Genomic DNA, 17,963 nt, shown 5'->3' on the forward strand with positions numbered 1-17,963 from the left:
GCGATACCCGGCCTGCACAGGCCGGGTATCTTCGCCGCCGTTATCCCATAAATGTAACCTTAATCGTCTTGTGCCGGAGGGCATTGTCATGAATAAAATCGATGTCGCGAACACCGCCAAAACGGGTGGATTTAAACGAGGAGCGGCGGCAATGTTGAAGACATTGGCTAAAGTCATCATCATAGCGTTATTGAACTATGGCCCTGCGGGCGCCGCCGGCTGGCTGTTGAAGACCGTCGGCCGCAAACCGGTGCGCTTCGTGCTGGCGCTGGTGCTGGAACCGCTGTTCCGTAAAGGCCTGAACAAGGCATTCGGGCGTTACGTCAAGGAGAGCAATGAAACGACTGCAAAATGAGTTAACCTCGCTGGTCAACCGCGGAATGGATCGCCATCTGCGCCTGGCGGTGACCGGCCTGAGCCGCAGCGGCAAAACCGCCTTTATCACCGCCTTCGTCAACCAACTGTTGCATGTGCACAGCGGCGCGCGCATGCCGCTGTTTTCACCGGTGCGTGAAGAGCGCCTGCTGGGCGTCAAACGCATCCCGCAGCGCGATCTCGGCATCCAGCGTTTCACCTATGACGAAGGGCTGGCGCAGCTGTACGGCACGCCGCCGGCCTGGCCGACGCCGACGCGCGGCGTCAGCGAAATTCGTCTGGCGCTGCGTTACCGCTCCAACGACTCGCTGCTGCGCCACTTTAAAGACACCTCCACGCTGTACCTGGAGATCGTCGATTATCCCGGCGAATGGTTGCTGGATCTGCCGATGCTCGAGCAGGACTACCTGGCCTGGTCGCGCCAGATGACCGGGCTGCTGCAGGGCGAACGCGCCGAATGGGCCAAGCCCTGGCTTGAGCTGTGCAAGGCCTGCGATCCGCTGGCCCCGGCCGATGAAAACCGCCTGGCGGCGATCGCCCAGGCCTACACCGATTACCTGCTGCGCTGCAAAAGCGAAGGGCTGCACTTCATTCAGCCGGGGCGTTTCGTGCTGCCGGGCGATATGGCCGGCGCGCCGGCGCTGCAGTTTTTCCCATGGCCCGACGTGGCCGCGATCGGCGAATCGAAGCTGGCGCAGGCCGACAAACACACCAACATCGGCATGTTGCGCGCTCGCTTCAACTACTACTGCCAGTCGATCGTCAAAAACTTCTACAAAGAGCATTTCGTCCGTTTCGATCGGCAAATCGTGCTGGTCGACTGCCTGCAGCCGCTCAACAGTGGCCCACAGGCGTTCAACGACATGCGTCTGGCGTTGACCCAGCTGATGCAGAGCTTCCATTACGGCAAGCGCACGCTGTTCCGCCGCTTGTTCTCGCCGACCATCGACAAACTGATGTTCGCCGCCACCAAGGCAGACCATATCACCGCCGATCAGCACGCCAATCTGGTGTCCTTGCTGCAACAGTTGGTACAGGAGGCGTGGCAGAACGCGGCGTTCGAAGGCATCAGCATGGATTGCGTCGGCCTGGCCTCGGTGCAGGCGACCGAGAGCGGCATCGTCGATCATCAGGGGCAACGCATTCCGGCGCTGAAGGGCAACCGCCTGAGCGACGGCGCGCCGCTGACGGTGTTCCCCGGCGAAGTGCCCGCCCGCCTGCCGGGGCCGGCGTTCTGGCAGAGCCAGGGGTTCCACTTCGATGAGTTTCGTCCGCGCGCCATGAGCGTGGACAGCCCGTTGCCGCACATCCGTCTGGATGCGGTGATGGAGTTTTTATTGGGAGACAAATTGCGATGAGCGAGCCGATCAAACCGCGTATCGATTTTGACGAGCCGCTGCAGCCGCCGCAGGAGCCGGCGTTGCGCGCCGGCGTCGCTTTCGATGCTGAACAGGCAGAAAGCTTTTTCCCGGCGGCGCCGGAGCTGCAGCAGGAAGAGGAAGAAGGGCGCGCCGAAGGCATCATCAATGCCGCGCTGAAACCTAAACGCAGCCTGTGGCGCAAAATGGTCACCGCCGGCCTGGCGCTGTTCGGCGTCAGCGTGGTGGCGCAGGGCGTGCAGTGGGTGCATACCGCCTGGGTGCAGCAGGACTGGATCGCCATGGGCGGCGGCGTGGCCGGCGGCCTGATCGTGTTCGCCGGCGTCGGTTCGGTGGTCACCGAGTGGCGGCGTTTGTATCGGCTGCGCCAGCGCGCGGAAGAGCGCGACGTGGCGCGCGAGCTGTTGCATAGCCACGGGCTGGGGCAAGGGCGCGAATTCTGCGAGAAGCTGGCGCGTCAGGCCGGGCTGGATCAGGGGCATCCGGCGCTACAGCGCTGGCAGGCGTCGCTGCATGAAACGCAAAACGATCGTGAAGTGGTGGAGCTGTACGCCAAACTGGTGCAGCCGGTGCTCGATAACCAGGCGCGGCGCGAAATCAGCCGCTCCGCCGCCGAGTCGACGCTGATGATCGCCGTCAGCCCGTTGGCGCTGGTGGATATGGCGTTTATCGCCTGGCGCAACATCCGTTTGATCAACCGCATCGCCGCGCTGTACGGCATCGAGCTGGGCTACTTCAGCCGCATTCGTCTGTTCCGGCTGGTGCTGTTGAACATCGCCTTCGCCGGCGCTTCCGAGCTGGTGCGCGAAATGGGCATGGACTGGATGTCGCAGGATCTGGCGGCGCGGCTGTCGGCGCGCGCGGCGCAGGGCATCGGCGCCGGGTTGTTGACCGCGCGGCTGGGCATCAAGGCGATGGAGCTGTGCCGCCCGCTGCCGTGGCTGGAAGGGGAAAAGCCGAAGCTTGGCGATTTCCGCAGCCAGCTGATCGGCCAGTTGAAAGACACGCTGAAAAAGAGCGACGGCAAGGCCAAATAACCCCCACGACGGCGCTCTCAGGAGCGCCGTTTTCTCAACGGCGCCGACGCCGAACGTAATCGAGACTTGACGACAGTCGATCCCCCTGTGAGTGCATGATAAATCTCTGCAAAATTAATTATGGTTGTGATAACTCTCTGTTTGTAGGCTAAAATGACGCCGATGCTGTTATCCGCTTGCGTTTAAAATCAGCAACCACGGCAATAAATCAGAGTTCTGTCAACTTTTGCTGACAGATCGCTTCTACCGCCCGGTGCGAGGGAGTATCATCATCGTCAACGATCCCCGCACCTGCAGAGATAAGGCCAACACTGATGCGTTTGGAAGTATTTTGCGAAGACCGCCTCGGTCTCACTCGAGAATTACTCGATCTTTTGGTATCGCGCAGCATTGACTTACGTGGCATCGAGATCGATCCCATCGGCCGCATTTACCTCAATTTCTCCCAGCTGGATTTCGATACTTTCCGCGCGCTGATGGCGGAGATCCGCCGCATCGCCGGCGTAACCGACGTGCGCACCGTCAGCTTTATGCCTTCCGAACGCGAGCATCGCGCGCTGCGTGCGCTGCTGGAATCGATGCCGGAACCGGTGTTCTCTATCGATATGAAGGGCAAGGTCGAGCTGGCCAACCCGGCGGCACAGGCGCTGTTCAGCCTGAACGAAGACAAGATCCGCAACCAGACCGCCGGGGCGCTGATCGGCGGCTATAACTTCAGCCGCTGGCTGGAGAGCGAGCATACGGCGCCGCACTCCGAGCGGGTGGTGATTCGCAGCCAGGACTTCCTGATGGACATCACGCCCATCTATCTGGAAGACGAACAGCAGCAGCCGGCCGCGGTCGGCGCGGTGGTAATGCTGAAGTCCACCGCGCGCATGGGCCGCCAGCTGCAAAATCTGTCGGTGAACGACGATACCGAATTCGACCACATCGTCGCGGTAAGCGCCAAGATGCGTCACGTGCTGGAGCAGGCGCGCAAGTTGGCGATGCTCGATGCGCCGCTCCTGATCGTCGGCGATACCGGTACCGGCAAAGATATTCTGGCCCGCGCCTGCCATTTGCGCAGCCCGCGCGGCAAACAGCCGTTCCTGGCGCTGAACTGCGCCGCACTGCCGGATGACGTGGTGGAGAGCGAGCTGTTCGGCCATGCGCCGGGCGCTTATCCCAACGCGCTGGAAGGCAAGAAAGGCTTCTTCGAGCAGGCCAACGGCGGTTCGGTGCTACTGGATGAGATCGGCGAAATGTCGCCGCGCATGCAGACCAAACTGCTGCGTTTCCTCAACGACGGCACCTTCCGTCGCGTTGGCGAAGAGCATGAGGTGCACGTCGACGTGCGCGTGATCTGCGCCACCCAGAAAAACCTCACCGAGCTGGTGCAGCGCGGTGAATTCCGCGAAGACCTCTATTACCGCCTCAACGTGCTGACCATCACCATCCCGCCGCTGCGCGAGCGTCCGCAGGACATCATGCCGCTGACCGAGCTGTTCGTGGCGCGCTTCGCCGATGAGCAGGGTGTGGCGCGGCCCAAGCTGGCGAGCGATTTGGGCGGCTTCCTCAGCAAGTACGGCTGGCCGGGCAACGTGCGCCAGCTGAAAAACGCCATCTACCGCGCGCTGACGCAAACCGAAGGCTATGAGCTGCGGCCGCAGGATATCGTGTTGCCGGAGTTCGAGGTGGAGATGTCGCTGGGCGACGAGGTGCTGGACGGCTCGCTGGACGACATCAGCAAGCGTTTCGAGCGCTCGGTGCTGACGCGCCTGTATCGCACCTATCCCAGCACCCGCAAGCTGGCGAAGCGCCTGGGCGTTTCCCATACCGCCATCGCCAACAAGCTGCGCGAGTATGGCCTGAGCAGCCGTAAAGGCGGCGCCGAGGGCGAGGAATAAGAAAGGCGCCTTGCGGCGCCTTTAACGGGTTTCCAAAGCCGGCGTTCGCCGGCTTTGTTATTTCAGCGCAGCCAGCGCTGCGTCGTAGTCCGGCTCGGTGGTGATTTCGTTCACCAGCTCGCTGTACAGGACGTTGTCCTGGCCATCCAGCACCACGACCGCACGCGCGGTCAGGCCTGCCAACGGGCCTTCGGCGATTTCGACGCCGTACGCCTGCTTGAACTCGGCGCCGCGCAAAGTGGACAGGGTGACCACGTTGCTCAGGCCTTCCGCGCCGCAGAAGCGAGACTGCGCGAACGGCAGATCGGCGGAGATGCACAGCACCACGGTGTTATCCAGGCCGCTGGCCAGCTGGTTGAATTTACGCACCGAAGTCGCGCAGACGCCGGTATCGATGCTTGGGAAGATGTTCAGGACTTTGCGTTTACCCGCGAAGCTGCTCAGCGCTACGTCTGACAGGTCTTTGGCAACCAGTGAGAAGGCCTTGGCCTGTTCGCCCTGCTGTGGCAGTTTGCCCGCTACGCTGACCGGATTGCCTTGAAAATGTACTGTCTGAGTCATTGCTAGATTCCTTTTACAGGTGTTTATACAAAGGGTATGAACCTGATGAAACGGCGCACCGGCAACGGCATTTAACATCAGGTTCACACCCTGGCGCCAGTTTATGACAACCGGGGCGGATTGGATATCAAAGTTTGCTAAATAGTTGTATATATTAGGCTGTTCTATAAAACATCACCGGCGCATCAGCCTGGCTGAATGCGCAGTTTTCGCTCAGGAGCCGTTATGAGAGACATGCGTTTTTACCCGGAAGCCTGGCCGCTGCATACCGCCTTCGTGATTGCGCGCGGCAGCCGCACCGAAGCCCGGGTGGTGGTGGTCGAAATCGAACAGCAGGACGTGCGCGGCATCGGTGAGTGCACGCCGTACCCGCGCTACGGCGAAAGCGAGGAGTCGGTGATGGCGCAGTTGGCGGAGATGGCGCCGGCGATCGCACAAGGCATGACCCGCGAACAGCTGCGGGTGCAGATGCCGGCGGGCGCCGCCCGCAACGCGCTGGATTCGGCGCTGTGGGATCTCGAGTGCCGCCTTCACGGGCAGAGCCTGTGGCATCTCAGCGGCGTGACGGCCCCGGCGCATATCCGTATGGCGCAGACCGTCAGCATCGGCACGCCGGAAGCGATGGCCTTCGCCGCGCGTGAACTGGAGCAGCAGGGCGCTACGCTGCTGAAGATCAAACTCGACGATCACTATATCAGCGAACGATTGGTCGCGATCCGCGCTGCGGTACCCCAGGCGACGCTGATCGTCGACGCCAATGAATCCTGGCAGGCGGAAGGGCTGGCGGCGCGCTGCCAGCTGCTGGCCGATCTCGGCGTGGCGATGCTGGAGCAGCCGCTGCCGGCCGGTGACGATGCCGCGCTGGAGCACTTTATTCATCCGCTGCCGATCTGCGCCGATGAAAGCTGCCACACCCGCGCCGATCTACCTCGGCTGGCGCAGCGCTATCAGATGGTCAACATCAAACTGGACAAAACCGGCGGCTTGACCGAGGCGTTGGCGCTGGCGCAGGCCGCGCGCGAACAAGGGGTCGCCATCATGCTCGGCTGCATGTTGTGTACGTCGCGGGCGATATCCGCCGCCTTGCCGCTGGCGCCGGCGGCGCGCTTCGTCGATCTGGACGGCCCGACCTGGCTGGCGCGGGACGTCGAACCGGGCCTGGCGTTCGAATGCGGGGCGATCGTCGATATCGCCCCGTAGGGATTAATTCGGGTAGGTCAGCAGCTCGGTCATCGCGTCAATGTAGCGCTCGCTGGCGGCATCGGCGGAGATCGGCGGGAATTCGGCGGTGATGCACGGCAGCGACAGATCCGCGCACCAGCTGCCGAACGAACCGGGCGTTTCATAACCGACGCTGGTCACCAGCGGCAGCTCGAACTTGTGCGCTAGCCAAACGCCGAGCCGCGAGCTGGCGGGATCTTCGATGCAGGCCAGCGGCTCATGGAACGACACCACCCAGTGCGGCTTCAGGCGATGGATCAGGTGACACAGCGCCTGAGTTTCCGGTTCGGAACCGGGGCGCCCGCCGGTGGAGAGCTTGACGTCGCGCACCGGCGCCGCGCTGTTCCAGCGGTAGACGGTGTCGCCGGAGCGCCAGTTGGCGGCCGGGAAGTTGCGGTTCAGATCGACGCCGTTGGCATTGGCGCGCAGCCCCAGTTGGCAGCCGTCGGGGTTGACCGCCAGCACCACGTGGTGCCGCAGCCGCTCGGGGGCGATGCTGCGCAGCGCGCAAGACAGGGTCACGATGGCGGCGCTCTCATCGCCGTGGGTGCCGGCGATGATAAGGCCGGTCTCCGGGCCGCTGACCGCCGCCGGGAAATAGAGCAGCGGCGCGCCCAGCAGCGAGCTGCCGTAGTTCTCTCCTGCGACGGCCAACTGGCCACGTTCACTGCGCGGTCGATGTTCGGTCATGGTGTTGTCCCTGAGTAAAAGGCCGAGAGTCATTGTCATTTTATTCAGTGTATTACGCTTTGAGGCATCTTTCCCATCGCAATTGTGCGGCGTTTGCGCGATCTGTGACGCGGCGGCGGCGAAAACGCCAATTAAACCGCACCTGGCCTGACGCTGTTGTTATACTAACGGCAGTGCTAAGCCAATCACCCGCAAGAGGATTTAACATGCCAGTAGCCAGAATCATCGCCAGCTATAGCGAAAATGAAAATGACACCATCACGCTGCTGTGCGGCGTGGACGCTGAAAACCAGATCCGTCAGGGGGAGTGGTTCGGCGTGGTGAAAAACGACGACGGGCGCGGGGACGAATCGAATTATCCGTTCACCCTGCATATCGATTACCAGAAAGATGTCTTCTACCTTGATTATGGCTACGACGACGCCGACGCGCGCCAGCTGCAAAAAACCGATATTTCGGCCCGTCCGCTGGCCGAGAAAGGCTTTTTCACCGTGTTCGATGAAGAAGAAGGCGAAGAGTTCAGCTACCGCATCAACAGCATCCACCTGTACGACTGACGGTCGTTGCTGCAAACACCGCCCGTGCCGCCCTGCGCCGCACGGGTTTTTTTATCGCCTGAATCGCACTTTTTGCAACTTCTCGGCCGGGAGCGCTAGGCCGGACGGATCTTGTGCTATATGATAAAAAATTCAGATGGTTAACGGGGGAACATCATAATGACGGGAAGAAAAATGCAACGAGGTTTTCGTTTGGCGCTTTGCGCGGCGGCGATCGGCGCCTGTATGAGCAGCGCCATGGCGGCGCAGGTTCCCCCGGGCACCGCGCTGGCGGCCAAACAGGAAATCGTGCGCCACATTAAAGACGAACCGGCCTCGCTCGATCCGATTAAAGCGGTTGGCCTGCCGGAGGCCCAGCTGGCGCGCGATCTGTTCGAAGGGCTGGTCAATCAGGACGCCAACGGGAAAGTGATCCCCGGCGTCGCCACGCGCTGGCAGACCAGCGACAACCAGACTTACATTTTCCATCTGCGTAAAGACGCGCGGTGGTCAAACGGTGACCCTGTCACGGCGAAGGATTTCGTCTACAGCTGGCAGCGGCTGGTAGAGCCGAAAAACCTGTCACCGTTCGCCTGGTTCGCGCAGTTGGCGGGGATCCAGAACGCCGAGCAGATCATCAGCGGCAAATTGCCGGCCGATCGCTTGGGCGTGTCGGCGCCGGACGACTACACGCTCAAAGTGCAGTTGGACAAGCCGGTGCCTTATTTCGCCAGCCTGACGGCCAACTTCAGCCTGTTCCCGGTGAATAAGGCGGTGGTGGAAAAATATGGCAACGACTGGACCAAGGTCGGCAATCTGGTGGGCAACGGCGCATTCAAACTGCAGGAGCGGGTGGTGAACGAGAAGCTGGTGCTGACGCCTAACGATCATTACTGGGATCATGCGCATACCGTGCTGACCAAAGTGACTTTCGTACCCATCAACCAGGAATCCAACGCCACCAAGCGTTACCTGGCAGGTGACATCGATATCACCGAATCCTTCCCGAAAAACATGTATCAGAAGCTGCTGAAAGACATTCCGGGGCAGGTGTACACACCGGATCAGCTCGGCACCTATTACTACGCGTTCAACACCCAGCGCGCGCCGACCAACGACGTGCGGGTGCGCCAGGCCTTGTCCTACGCCATCGATCGCAAGATTATCGCGGAAAAAGTGCTGGGCACCGGCGAAAAACCGGCCTATCACTTCACGCCGGACGTGACCGCCGGGTTCAAACCGGAGGCGAGTTTGCTGCAACAGCAATCGCAGGCGGAGCTGGACGCGCAGGCCAAGGCGTTGCTGCAGGCGGCCGGCTACGGCCCGAACAACCCGCTGAAGTTGACGTTGCTGTATAACACCTCGGAAAGCCACCAGAAGATCGCCATCGCCGTGGCCTCGATGTGGAAGAAGAAGCTCGGCATTGACGTCAAGTTGCAAAACCAGGAGTGGAAAACCTATATCGACAGCCGCAACACCGGCAATTTCGACGTGATCCGCGCCTCCTGGGTGGGTGACTATAACGAAGCGTCGACCTTCCTGTCACTGCTGACCTCGACCCACAGCGGCAACATCGCCAAGTTCAAGAACGCGGACTACGACAAGCTGCTGGCGCAGGCGGGGCGGGAAACCAATCCGGCGGCGGTGACCGCCGATTACAACAAGATGGAGCAGATCATTGCCGACCAGGCGCCGATCGCGCCGATTTACCAGTACACCAACGGCCGCCTGATCAAACCGTGGGTAAAAGGCTACCCGATCACCAACCCGGAAGACGTGGCCTACAGCCAGACGATGTATATCATCAAACACTGAGTCGATTTATTTATCGCCCCCGCCTAATGCGGGGGCTTTATTTTATCGACGATGCAACGAAGACGATAATTAATTTTCCCACGCGATAAACCCCGTTTAATAATAAACAGGGTTGCCATCATCATATGATTATTTCGTTATTTCAGAGAGAGGTTACGCTTATAGACAGTCCCGCATGGCATCCACCACCACGCGGCCGCTCATGTCGGTCTGGGTGATGCGGTAGCTGGTGGGGTACGAGCGTCGGGTGCTGAAACGATCGTGGACGGAGACCTTGCCAATCTGCAGGCCGGCGGCGTTCTTCACCACAAACTCACTGATCTCTTCCTGGCCCTGGTTTTGCAAATGGATATTACTGATTTTTTCCAGCGTATCGCTGGCGTTTATTTTTAAATGGTCGCGTAACATAACTACCTCCTCGTAGTGAGAAAAGTATATGCCCCTAAAATTTGCGCTGAAACAGCTTTGTGTTGATTTATTATTATCATTTTGAATTAAAAATGATAGCAATATGTTAAGTCATAATAATAACGGCATTGCCAGCGCTTTATCGGCGATATTGCCTGATTTGTCGGCAAAGGTTTATTTCATTGCCGTTATTATTAGTCTGCATTAATGGGGAAAAGCGCCTGCCTGGCCGCCGGGGCGGGAAAGACGCAGGCGACGTTGTGCCCGCAGCCGGGAACGATCGTTAACCGATGCGGCTTATCCGGCGCCAGGTAACGCCGGTCATAGTCGGCATAGGCCAGGGCACGTTGCAATCGATAGGGGCCCTGCAGCTGGGCGGCGCAGGATTTGTCGAGTATCCGATAGTAGGCGCCCGGCGCGGTGCCGGTATCACCGGCGGCGGCCAGGTAGGAGATATCCGCAGCGGCATAGCGCCCGCGGGCCGCATCGGCAGTGCGCTGCAGGTGAGCGGGAAGCGATTCCAGGCCGTATTTCCACCGGTTGGCCTGTGGGCACTGGCCGGCGTTCAGCGTTTGCCAACGGAAGCGGCAGGCTGTTTCACTGCCACAGCTCCCCCCGTTTATTGGTTGGGGGCGCAGATTATCAAAATAGAGCCAGCTGCCAGGATCGGCCACCACATAGCGCAGCCGCACCCCGCCTGGCGGATGGGCAAAGCCGACATAATGTTGCACGAACTGGGCGCCGGCAGAGAAACCGGCCACGGTTATCGTCTGCAGCGACGGCCAGCGCCGTTTCATATCGGCCAGCAGGTTATCCATGGCGTTGAATGAGCCGGTCTTCCCGGCATTATCCAAACCGCCCTCGATCCAGGAACCGCAGCGCCACAGGGCGTCGCCGTCTTGCGGCTGGGGCAGACCGGCGGAATGGCAGTGGACGGCGAGTTTTTCCGGCACCTGGAACAGCGGGGCGGCCAGTAAGGCATCGTCTCCCGCTCCTGCCGCCTGCGCGGCGTCGATCGCCGCTTGCAGCGTTTTAACGGCGTCGCGTGGATGACCGTGCATCACCACCAGTGCGTTACGCGGCTGGGCGTTGTGCTTCTGGGCGACATAGTAAGAAAAATTGCCGCCGGCCGTCGCGACCCGTAAAGGGGTAGACATGCGTTCCAGCGCCGGCTCCGCGTGCAGCGGTTGGCTGGCGAACAGCAGCAGCGCCGCCATGGTACAGAACAGGCACCGCAGCACAGCCAGGTTCAATGCAAAATGTCTTGCGCCTGATTCACTACTTCCCGCCATCGTCGTTCCTCACCCGGTCGCAAATGTGGCTTCGCTTGAAGTATAGAGCACGCTTTTTGTCCGGCGTGAAAACTGGCGTTACAGCTTGGCCTTTGATCTCCAAGGTGTTAACGCTAGACTCAGCAACATAAGCAAGACTGAGGGGATAAATGAATGGATGTGATTGAGGGGAGCGAGCTGCAGGTCGCCGATGCGGTTTATGCCTACCAGCTGGACGGCAAGGGGGGCGTAACGCCGATCGAGCAGGATGACAAGATCACCTGCGACGCGCCGTGCTGGCTGCATCTCGATTATGCGCACCCGGCCAGCGCCGAATGGCTGAGCACCACGCCGCTGCTGCCGGATTCGGTGCGCGAGGCGCTCTCAGGCGAAAGCTCGCGGCCGCGCGTCAGCCGCCAGGGTGAAGGCACCATGATCACCCTGCGCAGCATTAACTTCAACGCCAACTCCCGGCCGGATCAACTGGTCACCATCCGCGTGTACATCACCGATAAACTGATTATCTCCACCCGGCACCGCAAGGTGTATTCCATCGATCAGGTGGTGAACGATTTGCAAAGCGGCGCTGGGCCGACCAACAGCGGCAGCTGGCTGGTGGAAATTTCCGATGCGTTGACCGATCACACCAGCGAATTTATCGAGGATCTGCACGACAAGATTATCGATCTGGAGGACGCCTTGCTGGAGCAGCAGGTGCCGGAGCGCGGCCAGCTGGCGCTGATCCGTAAACAGCTGATCGTGCTGCGCCGTTACATGGCGCCGCAGCGCGACGTCTTCGCGCGGCTGGCCAGCGACCGCCTGCCGTGGATGAGCGACGACGATCGCCGCCGCATGCAGGACATCGCCGATCGCCTGGGGCGGGGATTGGACGATCTGGACGGCAGCATCGCGCGCACCGCCATCTTGTCCGACGAAATCACCACGGTGATGGCCGACGCGATGAACCGCCGCACTTACACCATGTCATTGTTGGCAATGGTCTTTTTACCTACCACCTTCCTGACCGGGCTGTTTGGCGTCAACCTCGGCGGCATTCCGGGCAACAGCGCGCCGTTTGGCTTCGGCACTTTTTGCCTGATGCTGCTGGCCCTGGTGGGCGGCGTCGCCTGGTGGCTGAAGCGCAGCCGCTGGTTGTAGGCAAAAATGACGAAAACCCGGTTAACATTGAGCAATATCAACATTTAGCCGGGGGAAATGGGGCATGATCTCTCTCGCAGGTGAATGCAACGTCAAGCGATGGGCGTTGCGCTCCATAATTGTCTTACTTTCTTATTTTTGAATTACTGCATAGCACATTTGATTCGTACAATGCCGGTTTAATCACCGGCATTTTTTTATTCGGCTTTTACTCTGTTTCAGGCCGCGCTTTCATCCCAGAAGCTGGCTTCAATCTTGTGCCCATCCAAATCCCGAACAAAGCAGCCGTAGTAAGCCTCACCGTAGTGCGGCCGCGAACCGGGCGAGCCTTCATCGACGGCGCCGGCCAGCAGCGCCTGACGATGGAATTCATCCACCTGTTGCTTGCTGGTCGCGAAAAAGCCGACGTGCGTGCCGTTGCCGGGCGCGGCAGGTCGGCCGTCGATCGGCACCTGCAGCCAAAACTCCGGGTAGTCGCGACCGTAACCGATGGCGCCGGGATGTTCCAACACGCGTCGGCAACCCAAGGCGGCCAGCGCACGATCGTAAAAGGCCGCGGCGGCCTCGAAATCGTTGGAGCCTAGCGAGACGTGGGACAGGCAAGGGGTAATATTCATTGCGCGCTCTCCAATTGACTGTATAAATAAACAGTATAGGGTAAAAGCGGCACTGCCCAGTAAATTTTGCGCAAACTGTGAACAGGATCGAGATCGTCGAGAGCGGGGAATGTCGCCGCTTGCAGAGGGCAAGCGGCGAGAGGGGCTTATTTGATTTCCAGCACGTTCAACCGCTCTGGCGCTGGCACCGCGTCGTCCGAGTCTTCCGGCTGCCAACCGACCGGTTGCATCGGGATGTCTTCGCGATCGAAGGCCAAATCGCCGCCGTCTACCACGGCGCTACCGTGGTGAATGCCTTTGAAATCGAACAGATTGATATCGCTCAGGTGCGAAGGCACCACGTTTTGCATGGCGCTGAACATGGTTTCCAATCGGCCAGGGTAACGCTTGTCCCAGTCGCGCAGCATGTCGCCGATCACCTGGCGCTGCAAATTAGGCTGCGAGCCGCACAGGTTGCACGGAATGATCGGGAAGGCTTTGGCGATAGAGAAACGCTCGATGTCTTTCTCGCGGCAATAGGCCAGCGGGCGGATGACCACGTGTTTGCCGTCGTCGCTCATCAGCTTGGGCGGCATGCCTTTCATTTTGCCGCCGTAGAACATGTTGAGGAACAGCGTTTGCAAAATGTCGTCGCGGTGGTGGCCCAGCGCGATCTTGGTGGCACCCAGTTCGGTGGCGGTGCGGTACAAAATGCCGCGACGCAGGCGCGAGCACAGTGAACAGGTGGTTTTGCCTTCCGGAATCTTGTCTTTGACGATGCTGTAGGTGTTCTCTTCGACGATCTTGTACTCCACCCCCAGGCTTTCCAGGTAGGCGGGCAGAATATGCTCCGGGAAGCCGGGCTGTTTCTGATCGAGGTTCACCGCGATTAACGAGAAGTTAATCGGCGCGCTCTGCTGCAAGTTGCGCAGGATCTCAAGCATGGTGTAGCTGTCTTTACCGCCGGACAGGCAGACCATGATGCGGTCGCCTTCTTCAATCATATTGAAATCGGCGATCGCTTCGCCCACGTTGCGGCGCAGGCGCTTTTGCAATTTATTCAGGTTGTACTGCTCTTTTTGGCTAACGGATTGCTTTTCTGACATTTAAATCGTGCTCATTCTCAATGGGGGGCACTAGGGGCATGGCGTTGTAGACCGCGAGTTTACCATTCAACCGGCCAATTTTGATCATTATTCATCATCCAGCTTCCACGCGCCCGACGCGAGGCCTGTATGGTACGGATTGCGAGCAGGAATGCCAGCGGGTTTTATTGCTGCGGCTTACGCCGGCGGTAAAAGAACAGGGCGCGAATCACTCGCGCCCTGAAGGGATTACTCTGCGGCGGATTTTTCCGCCTTGCCGGCCAGCAGGCTGAGGAAATCGTATTTCTCCTTCAGCTCTTTCTCGGCGGCCTGATACAGCGCGCTGGCCACTTCCGGCTGCTGCGAGTTCAGGCGGCGGAAGCGCTGTTCTTTCAGCAGCGTTTCCGACAGGCTGCTGTTCGGCGGCCGGGAGTCCAGCGCCAATGCGGCCTTGCCCTCGGCGCTGCGGCGCGGATCGAAGCGGTACAGCGGCCAGAAGCCGGTGGCGGTCAGCTGTTTCATCTGATCGTGGCTGAGCGCCAGATCGTAGCCGTGCTCTTCGCACGGGCTGTAGGCGATGATCAGCGACGGGCCCGGATAGGCTTCGGCCTCCTGAATCGCTTTCACCGTTTGGTTAAGCTGCGCTCCCAGCGAGATCTGCGCGACGTAGACATGGCCGTACATCATCATGCTGACGCCCAAATCCTTGCGCGCCTTGCGCTTGCCGTGTTCACCGAACTTGGTCACCGCGCCGAGCGGCGTGGCCTTAGACTGCTGGCCGCCGGTGTTGGAGTAACATTGGGTGTCGAGCACCAGCACGTTGACGTTTTCCGTCAGGCTGAGCACGTGATCCAAACCGCCGAAGCCGATGTCGTAGGCCCAACCGTCACCGCCGATCAGCCAGATGGATTTATCCACCAGGTAGTCGGCGTCGGCCGCCAGCTGGCGCGCGTCTTCGCCTTCGAGACTCGCCAACAGCGTGCGCAGTTCGGCGATCTGCTTACGGCGCGGCTCCGGCGCCACGTCGTCCATCTGCAAGGCATTGACCAACTGCTCCGGCAGCTGCGGCGCCAGCGAATTCAGCAGGCGCAGCACCCGTGCGCGATGTTGATCGACCGTCAGACGGAAGCCCAGGCCAAATTCGGCGTTGTCTTCGAACAGCGAGTTGGCCCACGCGGGCCCGCGCCCTTCGGCGTTGGTGGTGTAAGGCGTGGTCGGTAGGTTGCCGCCGTAGATCGACGAACAGCCGGTGGCGTTGGCGATCAGCAAACGGTCGCCATAGAGCTGGGTCAACAGCTTGATGTACGGCGTTTCGCCGCAGCCGGAACAGGCGCCGGAATACTCGAACAGCGGCGTGATCAGCTGCGAAGTGCGAATGTCGATGCGCTCCAGCTGCGTCGGATCGATTTCCGGCAGCTGCAGGAAGAAGTCGTAGTTGTCTTTCTCAGCAGTCAGATTATCGAGGCGCGAAGCCATGTTGATGGCCTTGATCTCCGGGTTCTGGCGATCTTTCGCCGGGCAGACCTCGACGCACAGGTTACAGCCGGTGCAATCTTCCGGGGCTACCTGCAGCACGTATTTCTGGCCGCGCATATCGCGCGCTTTGACATCCAGTGACTGCAGGGAAGCAGGGGCGTGCTCCATCTCCGCCGGCTGAACCACCTTGGCGCGAATGGCGGAGTGCGGGCAGGCGGCGACGCAGTGGTTGCACTGGGTGCACAGGTCGGGCTGCCACACCGGGATCTCTTCGGCGATGTTGCGCTTTTCCCATTGGGTGGTGCCCACCGGCCAGGTGCCGTCCGGCGGGAAGGCGGAAACCGGCAGCGCATCGCCCAGCCCGGCCAGCATCGCGGCGGTGACGGTTTTGACGAAGTCCGGCGCGGCGTCCGAGACCACCGGCGGGCGCATCGGGCTGCTGGCGTCGACCGGCTGCAGCGGGATCTCGGTCAGCGCGGCGCGGGTGGCACCCAGCGCCTGCCAGTTGCGCTCGACGATCTCCTGGCCCTTGCTGCTGTAGCTGCGGGCGATGGCGTCCTGCAGCTGTTGCAGTGCCACGTCGCTCGGCAGGATCTGCGTCAGGTGGAAAAACGCCATCTGCATTACGGTGTTGATGCGCGCGCCGAGCCGGCATTCGCGCGCCAGCTTGGCGGCGTTGATGATATAGAAACGCGCCTGGCGTTGGTGCAACAGCGCCTGAACCTCCTGCGGCAGGCGCGACCAGACCTCGTCGGCGCCGTAAGGGGTATTGAGCAGGAAGGTGCCGCCGGGCTTCAGGCGTTCAACCATTTGGTACTTATCGATAAATTGCAGCTGGTGGCAGCCGACGAAGTCCGCGCGGCTGACCAGGTAGGCCGAGTTGATCGGCTGCTCGCTGACGCGCAGGTGCGACACCGTCAGGCCGCCGGCCTTTTTGGAGTCGTAGACGAAATAGCCCTGGGCATACAGCGGCGTGGCGTTGCCGATGATCTTGATGTTGTTCTTGGTGGCCGAGACCGAGCCGTCGCTGCCCAAACCGTAGAACAGCGCTTCCAGCGAGGCGCGCTGTGGCAGGATTTCGTCGCTCAGCGGCAGTGAAAGCCCGGTGACATCATCGAAGATGCCGACGGTAAAGCGCGGACGCGGCTGCGGCTGGGCCAGCTCGCGGAACACCGCCAGCGCGCAGTCCGGGCCGAACTCTTTCGACGACAGTCCGTAACGGCCGCCGATCACCCGCGGCAGCGTGGCGCGTTTACCCCGGCTGTAGGCTTCCGCCAGCGCGGTCATCACGTCCAGATACAGCGGTTCGGCCAGCGCGCCCGGCTCTTTGGTGCGATCGAGCACCGCGACGCTGCGCACGCTGTCCGGCAGCGCGCTGAGCAGATACTGGGCGGAGAACGGCCGGAACAGGCGCACCTTCAGCACGCCGACTTTCTCGCCGCGGGCCAGCAGGGTGTCAATCACCTCTTCGCAGGTGCCGGCGGCGGACCCCATCACCACCACCACGCGCTCGGCCTGCGGGTGGCCGTAATAGTCGAACGGCCGATAGTGGCGGCCGGTAAGGGCGGCGAAGGCCGCCATGGCGTCGATCACGTGCTGGCCGGTGGCGTCATACCAAGGGTTGGTGGCTTCGCGCGATTGGAAATAGGTGTCCGGGTTGGCGGAAGTGCCGCGCACCACCGGATGATCCGGCGACAGCGCTCGGCTGCGGTGAGCGTCGATCGCCGCCTGCGGCAGCATTTGCCGCAGCGTATCGTCGCTGAGCGGCACGACCTTGTTGATTTCGTGCGAGGTGCGGAAGCCGTCGAAGAAATGGATAAACGGCACGCGCGCGTTGAGGGTGGCGGTCTGCGAGATCAGCGCGAAGTCCTGCGCTTCCTGCACGCTGCCGGCGCACAGCATGGCGCAGCCGGTCTGGCGCACCGCCATCACGTCCGAATGATCGCCGAAGATAGACAGCGCGTGCGTGGCCACGGTACGCGCGGCGACGTGCAGCACAAACGGCGTCAGCTCGCCGGCCAGTTTGTACAGCGTCGGGATCATCAACAGCAGGCCCTGCGATGAAGTGAACGAGGTCGACAGCGCGCCGGTTTGCAAGGCGCCGTGCACGGTGGCGATCGCGCCGCCTTCCGACTGCATTTCCACCACCCGGGGGATGTCGCCCCAGATGTTTTGCCGGCCATCGCCGGACCAGGCATCCGCCTGTTCCGCCATGGTGGAACTCGGCGTGATAGGGTAGATGGCAATCACTTCGTTGGTGCGATAGGCCACGGAAGCGACTGCATTATTACCATCTGTAGTTATCATCGACGTTACCTTTTCATTGCTCACAAAGCCGCGAAAGCGCACTTTCGCAGTAATGGAAAAAAGTCTAACAGAGGGTTTGAACGTGGCTTTATCGTGTTTGTGTGGCGGGTGATAAATCGTCAAAGGCGTATTTCCTCGCCGATTGGGGGCCGGCGGCAATAA

Annotated in this window: 15 protein-coding genes; 8 read left to right on the forward strand and 7 right to left on the reverse strand. The window is 60.9% G+C overall.

Annotated features, from left to right (window positions below; all coding sequences use genetic code 11):
- The first annotated feature begins 88 nt into the window (after positions 1–88).
- From pspD to tyrR, 4 genes are all read left to right on the forward strand, one after another.
- Entirely contained in the window at positions 89–355 is a 267-nt protein-coding gene (pspD, locus tag EKL15_RS15595; RefSeq protein WP_072035771.1) for a phage shock protein PspD, read from the forward strand.
- Positions 336–1,733 carry a YcjX family protein gene (locus EKL15_RS15600; RefSeq protein WP_038880359.1) on the forward strand — a complete coding sequence of 466 codons (1,398 nt, stop codon included), beginning with the start codon at positions 336–338 and terminating at the stop codon, positions 1,731–1,733. The genes pspD and EKL15_RS15600 overlap by 20 nt, the downstream gene beginning before the upstream one ends.
- Positions 1,730–2,791, forward strand: coding sequence for a YcjF family protein (locus EKL15_RS15605; protein WP_100395717.1), 1,062 nt, complete (start codon positions 1,730–1,732; stop codon positions 2,789–2,791). The genes EKL15_RS15600 and EKL15_RS15605 overlap by 4 nt, the downstream gene beginning before the upstream one ends.
- 314 nt (positions 2,792–3,105) lie before the next feature.
- Positions 3,106–4,677 carry a transcriptional regulator TyrR gene (tyrR, locus tag EKL15_RS15610; protein ID WP_038880356.1) on the forward strand — a complete coding sequence of 524 codons (1,572 nt, stop codon included), beginning with the start codon at positions 3,106–3,108 and terminating at the stop codon, positions 4,675–4,677.
- Positions 4,678–4,734: 57 nt separating this feature from the next.
- Here the strand turns inward: tyrR and tpx are convergent, their stop codons facing one another.
- Positions 4,735–5,238: a thiol peroxidase gene (gene tpx, locus EKL15_RS15615; RefSeq protein WP_004930536.1), complete on the reverse strand. Its 504-nt coding sequence runs from the start codon at positions 5,236–5,238 to the stop codon at positions 4,735–4,737.
- Positions 5,239–5,463: 225 nt separating this feature from the next.
- Here tpx and ycjG point away from each other — a divergent pair, with 225 nt between their 5' ends.
- Complete coding sequence (gene ycjG, locus EKL15_RS15620; protein WP_100395718.1) at positions 5,464–6,438, forward strand: L-Ala-D/L-Glu epimerase; 975 nt, start codon at positions 5,464–5,466, stop codon at positions 6,436–6,438.
- 3 nt (positions 6,439–6,441) lie between these two features.
- Here ycjG and mpaA read toward each other — a convergent pair whose 3' ends face one another.
- Positions 6,442–7,149, reverse strand: coding sequence for a murein tripeptide amidase MpaA (gene mpaA / locus EKL15_RS15625; protein WP_060418590.1), 708 nt, complete (start codon positions 7,147–7,149; stop codon positions 6,442–6,444).
- A 206-nt stretch (positions 7,150–7,355) separates the two neighbouring features.
- On the opposite strand from mpaA, the gene EKL15_RS15630 reads away from it, so the two are divergent.
- Both EKL15_RS15630 and EKL15_RS15635 read left to right on the forward strand, forming a co-directional pair.
- The gene (locus EKL15_RS15630) at positions 7,356–7,706 is read left to right on the forward strand and encodes a hypothetical protein (RefSeq protein WP_025302994.1); all 351 of its coding nucleotides are present in this window, start codon (positions 7,356–7,358) and stop codon (positions 7,704–7,706) included.
- Positions 7,707–7,865: 159 nt separating this feature from the next.
- On the forward strand, positions 7,866–9,500 hold the full coding sequence (locus EKL15_RS15635) for an ABC transporter substrate-binding protein (protein WP_183907076.1): 1,635 nt from the start codon (positions 7,866–7,868) through the stop codon (positions 9,498–9,500).
- A 159-nt stretch (positions 9,501–9,659) separates the two neighbouring features.
- Here EKL15_RS15635 and EKL15_RS15640 read toward each other — a convergent pair whose 3' ends face one another.
- Together EKL15_RS15640 and EKL15_RS15645 are read right to left on the reverse strand one after the other, a co-directional pair.
- Entirely contained in the window at positions 9,660–9,908 is a 249-nt protein-coding gene (locus EKL15_RS15640; protein WP_004930507.1) for a hypothetical protein, read from the reverse strand.
- Between the two features lie 194 nt (positions 9,909–10,102).
- The gene (locus EKL15_RS15645) at positions 10,103–11,125 is read right to left on the reverse strand and encodes a hypothetical protein (RefSeq protein ID WP_087762870.1); all 1,023 of its coding nucleotides are present in this window, start codon (positions 11,123–11,125) and stop codon (positions 10,103–10,105) included.
- Between the two features lie 228 nt (positions 11,126–11,353).
- On the opposite strand from EKL15_RS15645, the gene zntB reads away from it, so the two are divergent.
- Complete coding sequence (gene zntB, locus EKL15_RS15650) at positions 11,354–12,337, forward strand: zinc transporter ZntB (protein ID WP_064290024.1); 984 nt, start codon at positions 11,354–11,356, stop codon at positions 12,335–12,337.
- Positions 12,338–12,555: 218 nt separating this feature from the next.
- On the opposite strand, the gene EKL15_RS15655 is transcribed toward zntB, so the two are convergent.
- The 3 genes from EKL15_RS15655 to nifJ form a co-directional block, all read right to left on the reverse strand.
- Positions 12,556–12,954 carry a VOC family protein gene (locus EKL15_RS15655; protein ID WP_100395719.1) on the reverse strand — a complete coding sequence of 133 codons (399 nt, stop codon included), beginning with the start codon at positions 12,952–12,954 and terminating at the stop codon, positions 12,556–12,558.
- A gap of 146 nt (positions 12,955–13,100) precedes the next feature.
- Complete coding sequence (ttcA, locus tag EKL15_RS15660) at positions 13,101–14,039, reverse strand: tRNA 2-thiocytidine(32) synthetase TtcA (RefSeq protein ID WP_060418604.1); 939 nt, start codon at positions 14,037–14,039, stop codon at positions 13,101–13,103.
- A 228-nt stretch (positions 14,040–14,267) separates the two neighbouring features.
- The gene (nifJ, locus tag EKL15_RS15665; protein WP_100395720.1) at positions 14,268–17,801 is read right to left on the reverse strand and encodes a pyruvate:ferredoxin (flavodoxin) oxidoreductase; all 3,534 of its coding nucleotides are present in this window, start codon (positions 17,799–17,801) and stop codon (positions 14,268–14,270) included.
- Positions 17,802–17,963 lie beyond the last annotated feature (162 nt).

Source organism: Serratia sp. 4542, from assembly GCF_016805595.1.
Lineage (GTDB): Bacteria > Pseudomonadota > Gammaproteobacteria > Enterobacterales > Enterobacteriaceae > Serratia > Serratia nevei.